This is a genomic window from Paenibacillus stellifer, from assembly GCF_000758685.1.
Taxonomy (GTDB): Bacteria; Bacillota; Bacilli; order Paenibacillales; family Paenibacillaceae; genus Paenibacillus_AQ; species Paenibacillus_AQ stellifer.
Genome location: NZ_CP009286.1, coordinates 2,376,154 through 2,394,809 on the forward strand (window position 1 = coordinate 2,376,154; position 18,656 = coordinate 2,394,809).

Sequence of the window (18,656 nt, forward strand, 5' to 3'; positions counted from 1 at the left end):
AATTTTGCGAAGAAAATGGAGGGACAGAGGGATGGGAGCCAATACTGACCATTTGTTTGGGTACAGAGGAGATAGAGAAAAGACGGTAGGCAGGCGGTTTGAGGATATTCTTCTGCAGAACGATGGTTCCACGACCAAGATGCTGGAACTGATTATTGGCGGAGAGGTAACGATCAAGGTTCACGATCAAGACTGGATTTTCCGAAAAGAGCTGCCACTTGGTTTTTTCTTCCCGATCGAAGGTTCTGGTCCGTTCATCCGGCGTGTGACATCGCTTTATTATCAGGACGAAGTCATTTCTTCCAATCTTGTGTTCGGTAATCCGGATGCCATTAGTGCAGATTTGCAAGAAAGGCTCATTCAAGGCACTCTGCCGATTGGAAAACTGATTAAGGAGATTGAATACCGTCGGGACATTCTTTTTGCCGATTATCAGGAAAGCGACCAAATCCGTTCTGTCTACCCTCCCGGCTTGCTGCCTGAGGACGGATATCCGATCAAGAAGTACCTGATGATCCGGGACGGACAATGGTGGTTTTACATCATGGAAGTGTTTCATATGAAAACCATTTTGTCCCACATGGAGTCGGATCTGAACAAGCAGATTATTTGAGGGAGATGAAGTATGAGAATAATGGTTACAGGCGGTGCCGGTTTTATCGGCTCCAACTTTTTGAATCGGTACGTCCCGCTCTTTCCCCTTCACGACTTTATTAATGTGGACAGTCTGACTTATGCCGGAAATCCGGAAAATTTACGCGATATACAGACGGCGGATAATTACTTCTTTGAACAAGCGGATATTGCGGAGCGGCAGCAGATTGAGCGCGTCTTTCTGAAGTACAATCCCGATACAATCATTCATTTTGCGGCTGAGAGCCATGTGGACCGAAGTATTCAAGGCCCCGGCGAGTTTCTGCGGACTAACATCTGGGGGACGTATGAGCTTCTGGAGCTGGCCAGAAAGTTTTGGAATCCGGAGGACCCTCACCGGTTCCATCATGTCAGCACCGACGAAGTGTTCGGTTCGCTTGGTAAGGAGGGCTTTTTCTCCGAAGAGACGGCGTACTCGCCGAACAGCCCGTATTCTGCATCGAAGGCGAGCAGCGATCATCTGGTAAGAGCCTATCATCATACCTATGGTGTGCCGGTGACGATCACGAACTGCTCCAACAACTACGGCCCTTATCAGCATGTCGAGAAACTGATTCCAAAAGTTCTTCAGCAGCTTTGGAATGAACAGCCGGTGCCGATTTACGGAGATGGCAGCAACGTTCGCGATTGGCTCTATGTAGAGGATCATTGCGATGCGATCTGGAAGGTCATGCAGGACGGTCGCCTCGGGGATACTTATCTGGTTGGCGGCAATAACGAGAAGACCAATCTTGAGTTGGCCCTACACTTGTGCGAGCTGATGGCGGATTATACGGGCAAGGAGACGGAGACGTATAAAAGCCTCATTACGTTCGTCACCGACCGACCGGGGCATGATCAGCGGTATGCTTTGGAAGCAGACAAAATCAAAAAGGAGCTTGGCTGGTCGCCGCGGGAAACGATTGAGAGCGGACTTCGTAAAACGGTCCAGTGGTACCTGTCAAATCCTCTCCATTTCGAAACCAGAGAGCTTGTATGAAGAATAGTATGAGGTCAACATCAATACTGCTCATTCATAGAAACTATTTTTCTTCATAAAGAAGGAGCAAACGGTTAATTATGAAAAAAATATTAAGCTTGTATTTCTTGATTATGTTCATTATCGGAACGGACACGTTCTTGACTTCGCCGCTATTACCGACGTTACGGCATGAATTCAATATTAGCGTCGAGGCATCAGGGTGGTTGGTGGGGGCGTATGCCCTGGGATTCGCGTTGTTCGCACTTATTGCTGGGCCCATCTCGGACAGCTTGAACCGAAAGAAAGTGATGCTGTTCGGCATTCTTGGATTTGCGGTTTCCACTTTCCTGTGCGGATTTGCCAGTGGTTTCTGGACGATGTTTTTATTCCGAGCCTTGGCGGGCATCTTCGCCGCTTTCACGTCTCCGCAGGTTTGGGCAACGATCCCGATCCTAGTCCCGCCGCAGAAAATTATGAGATCCATGGGAATCGCAACGGCCGGTCTTGCGGTGTCGCAAACCTTGGGAGTGCCAATCGGCACCTATTTGGCCGTTCATTCTTGGAAAACGCCGTTCTACATCATTGGAGGCTGTGCTTTCCTGCTGTTCCTTCTGATTATATTCATCGTACCGGACATCAAGCCGGCGATCTCAGGCAAGCAGCCTTCCATTGTCAGTCGTTATGTTACACTGCTGCATGGAGGGAAAGCGAAGCAGTCCTTCCTGGCCTACTTTGTATTCCAGTCAGGCAACTTCGCCGTATTCAGCTTTCTCGGAACCTGGCTAGCCGACAAATTTGACCTGACCGTTTCGGAAATCGGCAATGTGCTGATTTTCATGGGTCTGGGCAACATCATCGGCAGCTTCTTTGGCAGCAACGTCGTTGCAAAGCTCGGCAAGCGGGCCACGCTGCTGTCTGGGATCGCGATTATGGGGGCGTTGTATCTTTTGCTTAACTTGACAACTTCCACACCGCTGGTAAAAGTCTCCTATTTCCTCTTGTACATTATCGCCGGAACGATATTCCCGATCATGATGGCGCTGTTGCAGACGTTGTCTACTACAGCGAGAGGGACAATTGCCGCTCTATCTAACGCAACGATGTATGCCGCAACAACATTTGGCACTTACCTTGCAGGCATCCTCTATGCACAATGGAATGGATTCATCAGCGTAACCATCTTTACTGCGATTTGCTATGCACTGTCCATTTTCCTGTGGGCAAGAAGCGGAGTGGCAAACGCCGAAAATCCAAAGCTCGCTACGGCGGCGGCATCGGGCTCGTCGACAGCGGCAGTTGCAGCCGCACCTGCGGAGTCGAAGACGGTTCCGCTGAACAAAGAATAAACACCAACGGCTTGAATCACAGGAAAAGAGTAATGCGAGATCCACTTTTTCCGGTTGACTCAAGCCATACCTACTCCGCCGTATTCCTCCCTGTTAATTGTTGTCTTCAAGCGGCTTCACATAAATATGCCTCTGTCATCAAACAATGAGACCATGCAGTTCTACAGGACAGGGGGACTGAAGATGAGGAGATTAAATTTCTGGCGCCGTCGTCAATTCACTGGCGCTAAAGATTTAGCCATGGTATTTGCAATTGCCGGTCTGATGTTTGCCGGTGTGCCGGAACCGGCCGTGGCGTCGAATGCTCCGGGGCAAGCTGCTGGGGCGGGAGGCAATGGAGGTTATGCATCGGAGCATCAAATGCCAAAGGTTGCTGTTATCATCGATGATTTTGGCAACAACATGAAGGGAACGGAGGAGGCGCTGTCGCTGCCGATCAAACTGACTGTAGCGGTCATGCCTTTTCTGCCGACCTCCAAGGAGGATGCGCTCGAAGCGCATAAGCGGGGCCATGATGTCTTGGTCCATCTGCCGATGGAACCTCGTCACGGGAAACCGCAGTGGCTCGGGCCGGGCGCAGTGTTGTCGTCGCTGAGCAACGAGGAAATTCACAAGCGGGTAGAGGCGGCAGTGGATGCCGTACCTTACGCGGTCGGAATCAACAATCATATGGGCTCCAGAATTACAGGAGACGAGCGAATTATGCGCGTGGTGCTTGGCGTCTGCAAGAAAAGGGGACTTTTCTTTGTGGACAGCAAGACGAATTACCACTCCATCGTCGGCCAGACGGCACAGCAAATGGGGCTGCCTCGGGTAGAAAATCATATTTTTCTTGACGACATCCATACGTCAAGCCATGTCGCCCGGCAGTTGAAACTGGCCGCTCAGCTCGCTTCGGAGCAGAACTACTGCATTACGATCGGCCATGTCGGCGTGCATGGTAAAGAAACCGCCGCGGGAATACGCAGCGGTCTCCCGGATTTGAAGAACCGGGTTCAGTTCGTCGGGATTTCCGATCTTGTCAAAGAAAAATGGAAATGGAGTCCCCTGCTTACACTTCCATAAGATAAGCCGCAATGCCCTCCGAGATCGCTTCGGCGATGTTCTCTTGGCCCTGCGGAACGGTCAGCTTCGCGCGGTCCACGGGACTGCTGATAAAGCCCGCTTCCACGATGACCGTGGGGGCGGTTATTTTGTTCAGGAGATAGAATGGCTTGCCGGGCCGGACCTCCGTCTTCGTACCGTACAGACCATTCAGCCGGTCCTGAATGGCTTTCGCCAGCATGTAGCTGCGTCCTTCCTGGCGGTACAGAACGACAGGGCCGTGCTTGGCAGGCGAGGCAGCCCAGTTGATATGTACGCTGACCACAACCGCTGCGTCGAGCGTCTCGGCCAGCTCCTTGCGCTGGGCGAGATCTTTGAGATGGCGCGATCGGGATCTAAGCCACATGTTCTCTTCGCTCGGCGCATAATCGCCGAAGCGGTTAAGCGCCGCATCGAAGCCGTCCGAGCGCAGCTCCAGGAACAGCTTGCGGGAGATCGCAAGCGTCAGGTCCTTCTCAAGAATGTTGCCATGCGAGGTGCCCCCGTCGATACCGCCGTGACCGGCGTCGATCAGCACCAGGCGGTGGCTATGACCGAGAATGGTATGGCGGTCCGGCTCGGCCTCAGCGGGAGCGGCGTAGCCCGGACCGCCACTGCCGCACAGCAGCGCTCCGGCAAGCAGCGCCGCCAGCCGTCTTGTTCTCTTCATTCCGCTCGTGCCACTTCTCATATAACGTCCATCCTCTCTTGAAGCGAAGACTCGGGGTTGTATATCCGCCGCCAGCCGGTTCGCGCTTTTGAAGGATAGAATGCCCAGAGCTGCCCGTTATATCCGTCCCCCTGGTTTAAAAGCTCTTCAAATGACGCACACTATTTATGAGAACAAGAAGGGGAGGTGGACGTGTTGGCCTCTGACGGAGAAGAACTGGTCAAGTACATTACGGAGAGAGTAGTCGGATATATGGAGAGTCCGCGGGAGGATCGCCACCGCGGCCGCGGCGGCAGACAATCCTGGAGCCAGCGTTGGTTCGGCATGGTTCCGCTTGGGCTATCCATCTGGAGAAGCGGCAGACGGCAAAAAGGCGGCAGTGATCGTAAAGAATAGTGGAAAAGCGCTAAGAGTAGTGGCAAAGGCGCTAATTGTGTTGGCTGAGCTCTCCCGCTTCAGGGCAGAGCTCTTTGTGCTGCCGGTTCAATCGGTCCGGCTGCTGTAGAGCTGGACAGTCCCGCCGCTGCGCAGGGCGTCCAGCGGCAGGAAGCGGCTTCCGCCAGCCGCTGCGTAGAGGATTCCGGTGGCAGCGCTGCCTGGAGGGTTCCACTGCTGATATCCGGTAATCAGCAGCGGACCTCCAGACAGCTCATTGGCCCCGCCGGCCTGGCGGTACACCAGTCCCCGGCCTGATTGAAGCAGGGCGGGGAAGTCCCGGGCCTCCGGCACGGCGGTGCTGGGGGAGGACAGCCAACCGAGGTTGCTGTATGGATTGTCTTCATTGCTGGCAATGACGACCGGGTTCGGCGCATAACCTTCTCGAAGATTTCGGTACTGCAGTCCGAAAGAGCCCTTTCCGGCTGCCGATTTGGCGGCCGCTTGAGCTTGTTCCTCGTTCCAGGGGAGAATTTCGGGATGGAGGGCGTTCAGATACAGAACACTTCCATCAATCGTTACCTTCCAGTAAGGCAGCAACGGGAGGTACTGCGCAGCAGCGTTAAAGGAAGCTCCGGATAATCCGGTTAGGGAAATGATGCCTTTCTGCGCCAGGAACCGGCGCAGCTCTGTAAGGGAATAAGGGATACCGTCCTCGGCTGCTCCATACTCGCTAAGAATATAGCCGCCATCTTCGGAAGAGGTGATGATCATATAGCCGATTTCCTTGTCTCCGTCCTTCACGCGTACTAGCCAGCCATGCGTACCCGGACCAAGCGCTTCAATTTCCTGCTTCGCGGTCTTCCAGGCTTTGAACGGCTCGCTATCCGCCAGCTTGTCCGCTGCCTGGCGGGCGAAAGCGAGGACGGAAGCGGTAGCGTCATCCTCTCCTCGCTTGGGTAGAGGAGACTGGGCCGAGACGGCAGCGGAACTGGCGCTCTTAGCATTCAAGGCAGCTGTGAGGCCGGAATATGGGGCAGCGGATACGGCCGACTTCCCGGGGCGGGAGTCGGCTAATGCCGGCAAGCCGTGCGGCAGCAGCGGAAAGGAAGCCGCCGTCAGCAGCCCAACGATCAATAGTAGGGATGCTCTCTTGAGAGCGGCTGTGCGCTTGAATCTGGTCTTGCGATTCCCGGTAACTGGAAGACGTCCGCTGGACGCCTCCGGTCGTTGATCCTTATTCATCTCGGTTCACCTGTCTTTCGGCGCTTCATTTCGCCTTAATTGTAGCGGACAAGCTCTGAAAAGGCTGTTGCATGCTGTCGCGCCGGTCCGAAGGACTTTTGACTCCATTTAGCGACTGGGGTCGCTTTGTAGCGGTCAGCCCTGCGGCCGGCTTCGAAGATGGAACAAACCATAGACAACGGGCGACACGGCAATATGGGGTTTGTACTGCCAGCTGGTCTCCCGTCTGCGGCTTTGATACTGCTCCTCAACCTGCCCGCGCCGCTCCTCGTCTGTCTCCCGGATCAGCTCCTGATAATAGGCGTCGATGATTTGAAGCTCAGCGTCCAGACGCTTACGGGCTTCCATCGCCCAGCTGTAATCCTGGACCGCCAGCCCTGCGGTGATATGCCGTTCAAGCAGCTGTGCCCCTTCGTCCAGCGTAAGCTCGGACGGCTGAACATGAATGTTCTCCGGAACGCGCGGAGTCATCGGGATCTCTTCCAGCGTGTGCTCGAAGCGTTCGCGGATTTCGCCGCTCAGCAGCGACACGCCGATGAAATGCAGCTCCTCCCGCTTCAAATCGCAGCTCAGCTCGATTTTGAAGCAGACGGCGAGCCAGGGCTCATAGGCCGCCGGGAAGATCGTGCGCCGCTGGACGGCGCCCGGCTCCTCGAAGAGATAGAGGCAGCGGCCCTCGCTTCGGGCCGCTGCCCAAATCTGCCGGAGGCGCTTGCTGCCGAAGACGACATCCTCCCGGCGGATGAGGCCGGGACCGAGCCTGGGCAGGAGGGGGGCGACGCCGAAGTAGCGGGACAGGATGCCCTCCTGCGGTGTTCCTGCCAGCGTGTTCCCGCTCAGGGATACGCCGGCAGGAAGCTCCGCCTGCTGAGCGGCGGAGACACCGGGCGCAGTGCCCGGCTGAGGCGCGGGAGCGCCTGCGCGATCAGCGCCGGGCGGGGAGCCGGCACCGCCCGGCCCCGGTGCGGCCGGCACTCCCGGGGCCGGAAAACCGGCTACGGGGTTACGCCCGCCCGCAGCCTGCGGCCCGGGCACCGGTGCCGGGCTGCCCGGGCCGCCTGTGCCATGCGGCGTTCCCGCGCCGCCCGGGCCTCCCGCGCGGCCCCCCGCACTGCGCGGCCCGGGGACGGCATCGTACGTCTCCGGATCGAAGACGAACGTGAAGGACAGCGTTTCCGGCTCCGCGCCGGTACGCTCCACGAACCCCCAGTAATAGGGCCGGTCGGTCAGCATCCGGTCTGCGCGGGGTGACAGCTTGACCGTAACATGGACCGGCGATTTTTCGATAATCTGGCAGTCGGTCGCCATTAAATATTCCATCACCTGGCTCTGGACCTGCTTCGGTGTTAACGTCATGTCGCCGCCCCGCTTTCATCCTGAATGCCGTCCTTCAGGTCGGCCAAGGTCTGGCCGATGCTGCCGACCCTGCGGCGCAGCTCGTCGTCGCTTCCAGCCTCGAGCATGACTTTGTACAGACTCTTCTCCAGCGATTCTTTCTTCTCGAACCGTTCGAGAATCGTGTCGAGTCCGCCGATGACGCTCTCGAACAGATTGATTTTCTCATGCAGCAGATGCAGAATATGCTCCTCGATCGTTCCGGCTGTCGACAGGTTGTGAATATGAACGTCGTTCTGCTGGCCGAGCCGGTGAACCCGGCCGATCCGCTGCTCCACCCGCATCGGGTTCCAAGGCAGATCGAAATTGACCATGTGGTGGCAGAACTGCAGGTTGATGCCTTCGCCGCCCGCTTCGGTGGCGATCATAACCTGGGCGCGGCCCCGGAACAGATCCATCATCCAGTCCTTCTTGCCGCGGTTCATTCCGCCCGAGTAGGGGACGGCCTGCAGCCCGTGGCTGCGGAAATATCCGAGCAAATACTCCTGAGTCGCCCGGTACTCGGTGAAGACGATTACCTTCTCGTTCATATCCTTGACCAGTTCAATCGTCTTCTCCGCCTTCGTATTCGCTTTCACGGACCGGATCTGCTGAAGCAGCCCGATCATCCGTTCACGGCGCGGGGAGTCTTCCGGCAGCTTTTTAATCAAATTGACCAGGGTGACAAAGACGGCGTCCCGGCTGCTGCACACCTCGCGCTGCAGAGTGACGAGCGACAGCATGCTGCTTAAGTTGCCCCCGGACTCCTCATACTGGTCTTTGACAAAAGCTGTGACGCCGTCATATAATGTTTGTTCTTCGGGCGATAGAGTAAGCGAGACGTTTCGAACCTTCCGCTTCGTAAAAGACACCGGCCCTTCGCCCCGGCGGTTGCGGATCATGACCTTCGACAGCTCGCCGCGTAGCTGCTCCTCATTCTTTGCCACGCGCTTATCTACCACGAAATTGGCGGCAAAATCACCCTGGTTGCCGAGCTGTCCCGGCTTCAGCAGCGTAATGAGGTTGAACAGCTCGCCGAGATCGTTCTGCACGGGTGTGGCGGTGAGCAGAAGGCAGTATTTTTTACGAAGCTGCTGAACGAACTGGTAGTTGGTTGTCTTCTTGTTCTTGAGCTTATGGGCTTCGTCGATGATAAGCATGTCATATTCGTCCTGGATCAGGCGCTCCTTATGGGGAGGCCTTTTGGCCGTGTCCATGGACGCGACCACGATATCGTTGTCCCAGGAATAGGCTTTCTTCTGGGCAACGGCCGAAATGCCGAATTTGGTGTTCAGCTCGCGCACCCATTGCAGCACCAGGGATGCCGGGACGAGGATCAGCACTCTTCTGACCAGCCCGCGGACCAGGTACTCTTTCAGCACAAGGCCCGCTTCGATCGTCTTGCCTAGACCGACTTCGTCCGCCAGAATGGCGCGTCCCGACATCTGAAACAGCACCCGGCGGGCGGTGTCCAGCTGATGGGGAAGCGGCGACAGTGAGGGCAGATGCTTCATGCACTGCAGCTCTTCGAAGCTCTCAATCAGGCCGGACGCTTCGCCTTCGACGGCGAGACGGGCGAGACGCAGCTCGCCCCAGGGTCCGCCTTTTTGCAGACCTGCCTTCAGATCGTCAAGCCAGCTCCGGTCGAAGTTCAATGGGACGGGAAGCTGCGGCTCGGGGACTCGACCGGGAGCCGGGCCGGTTATGATGCGGAGATCTTGCTTCATGCAGGCTGTCTCCTCCCGCTTGGAATATACTTACGGAACGTATCACCAGTATGCGCTAAAGCAGCGGAATTCATAACAATTGCCTTTTTGGCGCGAGTCTCTAAAAAAAGGAGAAACAAAGAGATTTCGCGAGCTAGAAAGGAGATTTCGGGGCTTCGTCCGTTCTTTTCGACTTGGGACACAATCTACAAGATATGGTATAGTTTAAAAGCTATTTCACACAATATATTGTGAAAAAATGAAAAATCCCGTTTGAAAACCAGCGAAAGCGTTTATTGGCTGGTAACGGGAAATCGGACTAATCATTTTACTTTCAGGAGGTTGTTTATATTGAGTACAGTGGAACACAGTCAGCGGCTGGAAGGCTTGAGCGAAAAAATCTTTTTGGACCGATATGCCTGGAAAGATGCCGACACGAATAACGCCAAAGTGGGAGATGTGGTTCTCGTTCTGACGAAGGACGACCCCAAATTCCCGACCAAGGAAGTCGGCGAGATCGTCGAGCGCGAGGGCCGGATCGTGACGGTGAAGACCCGCCGCGGCGAGCTCGTGAAGTCCGATGTGGAGAAGCTGACGCTTAATATTGAGAAGACCCCTGAAGAAATGTGGGACCGTCTCGCCGGAGCGATGGCTTCGGTTGAGAAGTCGCCGGAGCTGCAGCGCCAATGGCAGGACAAATTCCGCAGCATTCTGGATGACTGGAAGCTGGTTCCGGGCGGCCGGATTGCGGCAGGCGCGGGTGCCAGCGATGAGCTTACGCTGTTCAACTGCTATGTCATTCCTTCGCCGAAGGACAGCCGCGGCGGCATCATGGAGACGCTGTCCGAAATGACCGAGATTATGGCCCGCGGCGGCGGCGTCGGTATCAATCTGTCGTCCCTTCGTCCGCGCAGAGCGGTCGTTAAGGGCGTGAACGGTTCCTCCAGCGGCGCCGTGTCCTGGGGCGGCCTGTTCAGCTACACGACCGGTCTGATCGAGCAGGGCGGAAGCCGCCGGGGCGCGCTCATGCTCATGATCAACGACTGGCATCCGGACGTGCTCGACTTCATCACCGTCAAGCAGACGATGGGCCAGGTGACGAACGCCAATCTGTCGGTATGCGTGAGCAACAGCTTCATGAAAGCCGTCAAGGAAGACCTCGACTGGGAGCTTGTGTTCCCGGATACGACCTATCCTGACTACAATGAAGTATGGGACGGCGATCTCGACAAGTGGAAAGAGGCCGGCCGCAAGGTGAACCATTATCGCACGGTCAAAGCCCGCGAAATCTGGCATACGATCATCGAATCCGCATGGAAATCGGCGGAGCCGGGCGTCGTCTTCATGGAATACTATAACCAGATGTCCAACAGCTGGTACTTCAACCCAATTATCTGCACGAATCCTTGCGGCGAGCAGGGGCTGCCTGGCTGGGGCGTCTGCAACCTGTCGGCCATCAACCTTTCCAAGTTCTATGACGCGGAGAACCATGATGTCGCCTGGGACGATCTGGGCACGACAACCCGCTATTCGGTGCGCTTCCTCGATAATGTTATCGACAAGACACCGTACCATTTCCCGGAGAACGAAGCTAACCAGAAGAAGGAACGCCGCGTTGGTCTCGGAACGATGGGTCTCGCCGAGCTGATGATCAAGCTGAACATCCGCTACGGCAGCCCGGAATCGCTGGAATTCCTGGACAAGTTGTACGGCTTCATGGCCCGTGAGGCGTATTTGGCTTCCGCCGGAATTGCGGCCGAGAAGGGTTCCTTCGAAGCGTTCGACACTGAGAAATATTTGCTGAGCGGCTTCATGAAAAATATCACTGAGGTATATCCGGAAGTTGGCGAAGCCATCACGAAGAACGGCATGCGCAACGTTACTGTTATTACCCAGGCTCCGACAGGCAGCACAGGTACAATGGTCGGCACTTCGACCGGTATTGAGCCGTACTTTGCGTTTAAATATTTCCGCCAGAGCCGTCTCGGCTTCGACGAGCAGTTCGTGCCGATCGCCCAGGAATATCTGGAAGCCCATCCGGGCGAAGAGCTGCCGGATTATTTCGTAACCTCGATGGATCTGTCCGCGAAGGATCATATCCGTGTGCAGGCGGCGATTCAGCGCTGGGTGGACAGCTCGATCTCCAAGACGGCCAACTGCCCGAACGACTTCACGATTGAAGAGACAAAAGAGCTGTATGAGCTCGCATTCGACCTCGGCTGCAAAGGCGTCACGATCTACCGCGACGGCAGCCGTGACACGCAGGTTCTGCAGACCGAGAAGAAGGAAGATAAGAAGGACGCTCCGCTGAAGGAAAGTGCTGAACCGTCTGATCAGGCTGAAGAGGCAGCTGCACCTCAAGCGGCCGCACCGGCTCCAGCCACAGCACTGGCTGCACCTGCCACACCTGTCGTACAGCCGTCCGGCAGCGTCGTCGACAAGCAGTACAAGAAGCGCCCGCAGGTTCTGCGCGGCGCTACCTATAAGATCAACACGCCGTTTGGCATGGCGTACATCACGATCAACGACCTGGACGGCACGCCGGCTGAAATCTTCCTGAATGTCGGCAAAGCCGGCTCGGACGTGTTCGCCATGGCGGAAGCGCTCGGCCGCGTCTGCTCGCTGTTCCTCCGGTACGGGGACCACGGCGAGAAGGTGGAGCTGCTGATCAAGCATCTCAAGGGCATCGGCGGCTCCGGCGCCATCGGCTTCGGCGCGAACCGCGTCGAGTCCATCGCCGATGCGGTGGCGAAGGCGCTTGAGACCCATGTGCAGAACAATGCACATGAGGAGCATGTATCCGCTCCGATCGCGGCCACGCTCGCGGTCGAAGATTTCGAGAGCGCGCTGAACGCGGAGCTTCAGGCCAGCGGCGCTTCGGCAGCAACAGCAGCGGCTGACCATGGCCACGGAGGCCATGTGCACAGCCACTCCTCCAGCGAGTCCCGCGACCTGTGCCCGTCCTGCGGCTCCGCCTCGCTGATCAACATCGAGGGCTGCAAAACATGCAGCAACTGCGGATACAGCCGCTGCGGGTGAGGATTAAATATGATGAGGCCGTCACAACCCATTAAAGTGAATTAAAATAATCTCTTGCCTACAGAATCTACTATTCTGTAGGCTTTTTTGCTTTTTCATGTCAGTAAATTACTTTATTATTCAGATTCCCTAATATAAATGTCACTGAGGTAACGCCGGACATGCTGAAGGAGCCTTAGCAAGACAAGCACTTCGTTTGAAACCAAACAGCCTGGTCAGCGTATTCGTTTTATTCGTTCTTTTTTCTACTCTCTGCAGCGAACGTCGAAGAGCACTCTATCGATGATTGGCATCAATACTTTACGGTCATATCTACCAAAACTCCGGAAGGAGACTTCAAATGATGAAAAGTCGACGGATAATCTTAGCTGTGTTAATTTCGTGTCTGCTGCTAGCCTCCTGCGACGACGGCAACAATGCACCGGTAGAGACGCAGAACACAGCAGAGACGCAGAGCACACCAGGGAAGCTGAATACATATGAGCCAGCGGCGGCAATGGACTCCCCCTCGAACGAGGCGTTAATTACCTACGAAGCAACCAGGAATGCTGCAAAGGAGAAAGCCGATCTCCTCACGACAACTTACGATACAAACAGCGTGCAATACGCTCTTATCGATCATGGCAACATCGTCGTATCCGGCCAATCCGGCAAGAACGATGAGCAGGAACAGAGGCCGCTCACGAAAGACACGATGTATGGGATCGGCTCGACGAGTAAAATCTTTACCACGGTTGCCGTCATGCAGTTGGTCGATCAAGGAAAAATTGATCTCGATACGCCGGTTGTCCAGTATATCCCCGATTTTACGATGAAGGATGAACGCTACAAGCAGATTACACCGCGTATGCTGCTGAATCATTCTTCAGGTCTGAACGGATCGTCGTTTACGGACGCCTTTTTATTCGAAGATAACGATACTTACGCCCACGACACACTGCTGAAGCAACTGGCCGGACAGACGTTGAAGGCGGACCCGGGTGCTTATTCGGTTTACAGCAATGACGGATTTACGTTGGCCGAGATTCTGGTCGAGAAGGTCAGCGGCATGGACTTTACCTCTTATATCCATCGATATATTACGGAACCTCTAGGTATGGTCAATACGAAGACGCCACTCGATTCTCCGGACACAGCGAAGATGGCGGGACTCTATTATCCAACCTATACAGGACAACTTCCTGGCGAGACGGTCAACGTGATTGGAGCGGGAGGCATTTATTCCACGGCGGAAGATTTGGCTCGGTTCTCAACCATTTTTACGGGGGAAGCGGGAGAAGTATTGGGCGGCAAATCGGCTGCGGCTACCGCACAAGACGAGTACAAGACATCTTTGTGGCCTGACGATGCGGACAACTCAATCGGATACGGTCTCGGCTGGGACAGCGTCGATCTATATCCCTTCAGCGAATACGGAATAAAGGCATTGACCAAAGGCGGGGACACGTTTCTCTATCACGCTTCGCTCGTTGTGCTTCCCGAACAGGACATGGCGGCTGCTGTTGTCACTTCCGGCGGGAGCAGCACAGTCGATCAGCTTCTGGCGAATGAAATCCTGCTTCAGGCGCTGAAGGAGAAAGGGACAATTGCTGAAATCAAGCCTGAGAAGTCATACGGTGCGCCGGTAAAAGCTGATATGCCAGAATCCCTGCTGAAGTATTCGGGAATCTATGGCGCGACAGGAACAACGATGAACATCAAAATATCCGAAGGCGGCGTCATGACCATCACTTCGGAGCAATCGCCCGATAATCCAGCCGAGATCTACGAGTATTCGGCAGACGGGACGTTCCGGAGTGCGAAGGGGGATGGGATGATCAGCTTCGTGACGGAGGAGAACGGCCGCACCTACGAATGGCTTCGTCAATACGCTTCGTTCACGGGTCTTGGGCAGGTGGCTATATCCATGTACAACGCTGAGAAGCTCCAGCCCCAAGATCTTCCGGCGGAGACCCAGGAAGCATGGATGCAGCGCGACGGGAAGAAGTATTATCTGTTAACTGAGAAGTATACTTCGATTGATTATTTGACAATACCGATAATCACCCAATTGAATGTGTCAAAACAATTGCCAGGGTACGTTTTGGATAAACGAATAACCAGCCCGAATTCAGCTGTCTCCGAATTGCAAATTCCGGGAGCGAACGGGCGGGATCTCTCAAGTCTTACGTTCTTTACACAAGACGGCGTTGAGTACTTGAATGTTGGTGGATTCATCTTAGTGAACGAGGACGCCGTGAAGCCTTTTAACTTCACTAAGAAGTCAACCGTTACGATTCCGCCCAGCGGATACGCCAGGTGGTATACGATAAGCGAAAAAGACGGGGGCAAAGTCATTAAGGTAAATATGTCCTCGCGAAGTTGGATGAATTTCAGGTAAAAACCTTCCATAAAAACACCTTGATTCATTCCAATAGGCGAACATTCAACTCCCTCGAAACGAGACACGTTAATACAATGAAACAGCGGCAGTCTAGGACAAAGAGCAGCCAGCCCAGATAACTGAGCTGGCTGCTTTTTCTCATGCTTGCTGAAGGTAGCGCCTCTGCGTTTTTACAAGCTGCTTTAGAGACAGATCCTTTTTGTGATGGTCAAGTTCGTTTCATCCAGCGCCTTATGAAGCCTGCTCGAACTGGCTGTTATACAGCTCGGCGTAGAAGCCGTTCTTGGCCAGCAGCTCGCTGTGGCTTCCGCTTTCCAGGATGTCGCCGTCCTTCAGCACCAGAATGACATCGGCATTCTTGATGGTGGAGAGCCGGTGGGCGATGACGAATGAGGTTCTGCCTTCCATCAGCCGGTCCATCGCCTGCTGGATCAGCAGCTCTGTCCGGGTATCGACCGAGCTTGTTGCCTCGTCAAGAATGAGCACCGGCGCATTTTTGAGCATGGCGCGGGCGATGGTCAGCTGCTGTTTTTGGCCGGCGGACAGATTGACTTTGTCGTTCAATACGGTATCATAACCGGCACTCAAGGTCTGGATGAAATGGTGCAGGCCCACCGATTTGCAGGCATCCTGAATGTCCTGATCGGTGATGCCGGTTTGGTTGTACACCAGGTTCTCCCGAATCGTTCCTTCAAAGAGCCAGGTATCCTGCAGCACCATACAGAACTGGTCATGGATGTTCTCCCTGGTCAGACTGCTGATCGGAGTATCGTCGATGTAAATCTCTCCGCCGGTCAGTTCATTGAAGCGGATGAGCAGATTGACCAGCGTCGTTTTGCCGGCGCCGGTAGGACCGACGATGGCGATCTTTTGCCCCGGCTGAACCTCGGTAGAGAAGTCCTTGATGACCGGATGATCCGTGCCCTCGTAAGCAAATTGCACATGCTCGAACTTCACTTTGCCCGTTGCAGCTTCCAGCTGAACCGTCTTCCGGCTCTCATCGGTCATTTCCTCGGCTTCTAAGAATTCAAAAACACGCTTGCCAGCCGCCGAAGCCGATTGCAGGCTTTGCGCAGCCTGGGCAATCTGCGAGAGGGGCTGGGTGAAGAAACGGACGTACATCATAAAGGCGACGATTACCCCGAAGGAAATGTCTCCGTTCGTTGCCAGTACAGCGCCTACGACACAGACGGCCACGAAGCCCAAATTTCCGATAAACATCATGATCGGCATCATCATGCCGGAGAGGAACTGAGCCTTGAACACACTGTTTTTCAGATTATGATTCAAATCTTCAAATGCGCCGCGCATCTGCGCTTCAGCATTGTAGGCTTTTACAACTGTATGTCCGGTATAGACTTCCTCCACATGGCCGTTGATCTTGCCCAAATACTCTTGCTGGCTCTGAAAATACTTCTGGGACTTCTTCATAATGACCGCCATCAGGCCAAAGCCAATGATTGTAGCGACTACCGCTGTAACGGCCATGATCCAATTCGTCTTGAGCATCATGACGATGGACCCGACGAACAGTGAGAGGGCAGTGACCAGCGTCCCGACGCTTTGATTCAAGGCTTGCCCGATCGTATCCACATCATTGGTCACCCGGGACAGAATATCGCCTGTCGTTGATTTATTGTAGTAGGAAATCGGCAGTCTGTTCATTTTGTGTGACAGATCGCTTCTAAAGCGTTTGGAGACCTTTTGCGTCACAGACGACATGATGAGTCCTTGCGATAGAGAGAGAACGGCGCTGATGCCATAGATAATAACCAGGAAAAATCCGATGGAAGCGACGGCATCCAAGTCTATGCCTGTAGCGATGCCCTGGGTAATCAGGTCCGTCATCTCCGAGAGCTGATCCGGACCGAGTAAGGTTAGTACAGTACCGGCGGCCGCGCTGAGTAGGGCAATCAATACTACTGGAATATGATTTCGGCAATATCGGAGAAGCTTGCTCCAGGTGCCGGGTTGTTTGTTGTGTGCAGTCATTATGCCAACTCCTCCTTGGACAGCTGCGAATAGGCAATCTCCTGATAGACGCTGCAGGTGTTCATCAATTCCTCATGTGTGCCCATGCCGGCGATGATTCCGTCTTCCAGCACGATAATTTTGTCCGCATCCTTGATGGTGCCGATTCGCTGGGCGACAATCAGCATCGTGGTCCCGCGGGCACCCTTTTTCAGTTCGCTGCGCAGTTTGCGGTCCGTCTTGTAGTCAAGCGCGGAGAAGGAATCGTCGAAGATCAGAATTTCCGGACGACGGGCGATAGCTCGGGCGATGGACAGCCGCTGCTTCTGGCCGCCGGACAGATTGGAGCCGCCCTGAGCGATATGCGCGTCATAGCTTCCTTCCATGTTCTCGACGAAATCCGAAGCTTGGGAGGTGTACACTGCGTCCACCACTTCGACGGAAACATCGCTGCCATTATCGCCAAATGCGATGTTGGAAGTAACCGTTCCGCCGAACAGCACCGCCTTTTGCGAGACATAGCCCATCTTGTTGCGAAGCGCGCCCTGTTCGTATTGATTGACATTGATGCCGTCGACGAGCACTTCTCCTTCGGTAGCATCATAGAAACGGGGGATCAGGTTGACCACGGTGCTTTTGCCGCAGCCGGTTGAACCGATGAAGGCGACTGTTTCGCCTTTCTTCGCTGTAAAGCTGATGTCTTTGAGGACATAATCCTCCGCATCGGGATATTTAAAACTGACATTTCTGAATTCAACCTCGCCGGCAAGCTTGGAAGGAGAGGCGGTCAGCGATCCATTCGACAGGCTTGGCTTCGTATCGAGCACTTCGTTGATCCGTTTAGCCGAGACATGGGCGCGGGGCATCAGAATGAAGATCATAATCAGCATCATAAAGGCCATAACGACCTGGATCGCATAGGAGGAGAAGACGATCATGTCCGAGAACAGCCCCATTTTGGCGCTCATATCGGCGGCCTGAATCAATGACGCGCCTACCCAATAAATCGCGAGGCTAAGACCGCTCATAATCATGGTAATGCTTGGCATGAGCACGGCCAGCACGCTGTTCGCGAACAGGTTCGTCCGGGTAAGCTCATGGTTGGCCTCGCCGAACTTGTCTTCCTGATAGCCTTCCGCATTATAGGCACGGATGACGCGCAGTCCGGTCAGGTTCTCTCGGGACACCCGATTCAGGTTATCCGTCAGCTGCTGCAGCTTCTGGAACTTCGGCAGTACGAGCACGACGCAAATACCGACGATCAGGATGAGCACACCGACGGCAATGCCGGTCGTCAGCGACCACTGCCAGCTTCTTCCGGTAATCTTGAGCAGCGCCCACACCGCAAGGATCGGAGCCTTCACCAACAGCTGCAATCCGATGACAATCAGCATCTGCACCTGGGTAATGTCATTGGTCGAGCGGGTAATCAAGCTGGCTGTAGAGAAGCTGTTGATTTCCTCCATGGAGAAGGATTGCACTTTATCGAAGAGTTTGGAACGCAACCGGGAAGAGAAGTTGGCCGCGATCCGGGCGGCGATGCCGGCTACAACGATCGAAGTCGCCAGACTCCCGAGTGCACAGAGCAGCATCCAGCCGCCGGTGGAAATAATTTCGCTCATTTCGCCTCCCGGTGTCTGAACAAGCCGGGTAATTTCGCTCATATAATCGGGCAATTCCAGATCCAGCCACACCTGAGCAACGATGAAGAGAATGCTGACGCCGAAGAGAGCCCATTCCTTCGGGTTCAAGTATTTAAGTATTTTGACCATAAGTCCGACTCCTTTGTATGATGATGATTGAATGGTACCGAAAGAACATAAACTGAACGTTAACTTTTCTGAAAAAA

13 protein-coding genes are annotated in these 18,656 nt (G+C 54.7%); 7 read left to right on the top strand and 6 right to left on the bottom strand.

Annotation, left to right across the window (positions count from 1 at the left end; translation table 11 throughout):
- Window positions 1-31 precede the first annotated feature (31 nt).
- From PSTEL_RS10730 to PSTEL_RS10745, 4 genes are all read left to right on the top strand, one after another.
- Window positions 32-613 (top strand): chorismate pyruvate-lyase family protein, encoded by a 582-nt coding sequence (locus tag PSTEL_RS10730; protein WP_038695208.1) that lies wholly within the window; start codon window positions 32-34, stop codon window positions 611-613.
- A gap of 12 nt (window positions 614-625) precedes the next feature.
- Window positions 626-1,633, top strand: coding sequence for a dTDP-glucose 4,6-dehydratase (rfbB, locus tag PSTEL_RS10735; protein ID WP_038695210.1), 1,008 nt, complete (start codon window positions 626-628; stop codon window positions 1,631-1,633).
- Window positions 1,634-1,713: 80 nt separating this feature from the next.
- The gene (locus PSTEL_RS10740) at window positions 1,714-2,961 is read left to right on the top strand and encodes an MFS transporter (protein ID WP_084064946.1); all 1,248 of its coding nucleotides are present in this window, start codon (window positions 1,714-1,716) and stop codon (window positions 2,959-2,961) included.
- A gap of 183 nt (window positions 2,962-3,144) precedes the next feature.
- Window positions 3,145-4,026: a divergent polysaccharide deacetylase family protein gene (locus tag PSTEL_RS10745; RefSeq protein ID WP_179944925.1), complete on the top strand. Its 882-nt coding sequence runs from the start codon at window positions 3,145-3,147 to the stop codon at window positions 4,024-4,026.
- Here PSTEL_RS10745 and PSTEL_RS10750 read toward each other — a convergent pair.
- Entirely contained in the window at window positions 4,013-4,735 is a 723-nt protein-coding gene (locus tag PSTEL_RS10750; protein ID WP_084064948.1) for an N-acetylmuramoyl-L-alanine amidase family protein, read from the bottom strand. The genes PSTEL_RS10745 and PSTEL_RS10750 overlap by 14 nt on opposite strands.
- 174 nt (window positions 4,736-4,909) lie before the next feature.
- Here PSTEL_RS10750 and PSTEL_RS10755 point away from each other — a divergent pair, with 174 nt between their 5' ends.
- A complete protein-coding gene (locus tag PSTEL_RS10755) occupies window positions 4,910-5,110 on the top strand; it encodes a YqzE family protein (RefSeq protein ID WP_038695212.1) in 201 nt (66 codons plus the stop codon).
- Window positions 5,111-5,197: 87 nt separating this feature from the next.
- Here PSTEL_RS10755 and PSTEL_RS10760 read toward each other — a convergent pair whose 3' ends face one another.
- From PSTEL_RS10760 to PSTEL_RS10770, 3 genes are all read right to left on the bottom strand, one after another.
- The gene (locus PSTEL_RS10760) at window positions 5,198-6,334 is read right to left on the bottom strand and encodes a hypothetical protein (RefSeq protein ID WP_156995845.1); all 1,137 of its coding nucleotides are present in this window, start codon (window positions 6,332-6,334) and stop codon (window positions 5,198-5,200) included.
- Window positions 6,335-6,469: 135 nt separating this feature from the next.
- A complete protein-coding gene (locus tag PSTEL_RS10765; RefSeq protein ID WP_038695217.1) occupies window positions 6,470-7,690 on the bottom strand; it encodes a YqhG family protein in 1,221 nt (406 codons plus the stop codon).
- A complete protein-coding gene (locus PSTEL_RS10770) occupies window positions 7,687-9,435 on the bottom strand; it encodes a DEAD/DEAH box helicase (protein ID WP_052098360.1) in 1,749 nt (582 codons plus the stop codon). The genes PSTEL_RS10765 and PSTEL_RS10770 overlap by 4 nt, the downstream gene beginning before the upstream one ends.
- 330 nt (window positions 9,436-9,765) lie before the next feature.
- Between PSTEL_RS10770 and PSTEL_RS10775 the strand changes: the two genes are divergently transcribed.
- Together PSTEL_RS10775 and PSTEL_RS10780 are read left to right on the top strand one after the other, a co-directional pair.
- Entirely contained in the window at window positions 9,766-12,453 is a 2,688-nt protein-coding gene (locus PSTEL_RS10775) for an adenosylcobalamin-dependent ribonucleoside-diphosphate reductase (protein ID WP_038695219.1), read from the top strand.
- Between the two features lie 370 nt (window positions 12,454-12,823).
- Window positions 12,824-14,833, top strand: coding sequence for a serine hydrolase domain-containing protein (locus PSTEL_RS10780; protein ID WP_425415265.1), 2,010 nt, complete (start codon window positions 12,824-12,826; stop codon window positions 14,831-14,833).
- A gap of 234 nt (window positions 14,834-15,067) precedes the next feature.
- On the opposite strand, the gene PSTEL_RS10785 is transcribed toward PSTEL_RS10780, so the two are convergent.
- Together PSTEL_RS10785 and PSTEL_RS10790 are read right to left on the bottom strand one after the other, a co-directional pair.
- Window positions 15,068-16,828 carry an ABC transporter ATP-binding protein gene (locus PSTEL_RS10785; protein ID WP_038695221.1) on the bottom strand — a complete coding sequence of 587 codons (1,761 nt, stop codon included), beginning with the start codon at window positions 16,826-16,828 and terminating at the stop codon, window positions 15,068-15,070.
- Window positions 16,828-18,579, bottom strand: a complete 1,752-nt coding sequence (locus PSTEL_RS10790; RefSeq protein ID WP_038695223.1) for an ABC transporter ATP-binding protein — start codon at window positions 18,577-18,579, stop codon at window positions 16,828-16,830. The genes PSTEL_RS10785 and PSTEL_RS10790 overlap by 1 nt, the downstream gene beginning before the upstream one ends.
- Between the last annotated feature and the right edge of the window lie 77 nt (window positions 18,580-18,656).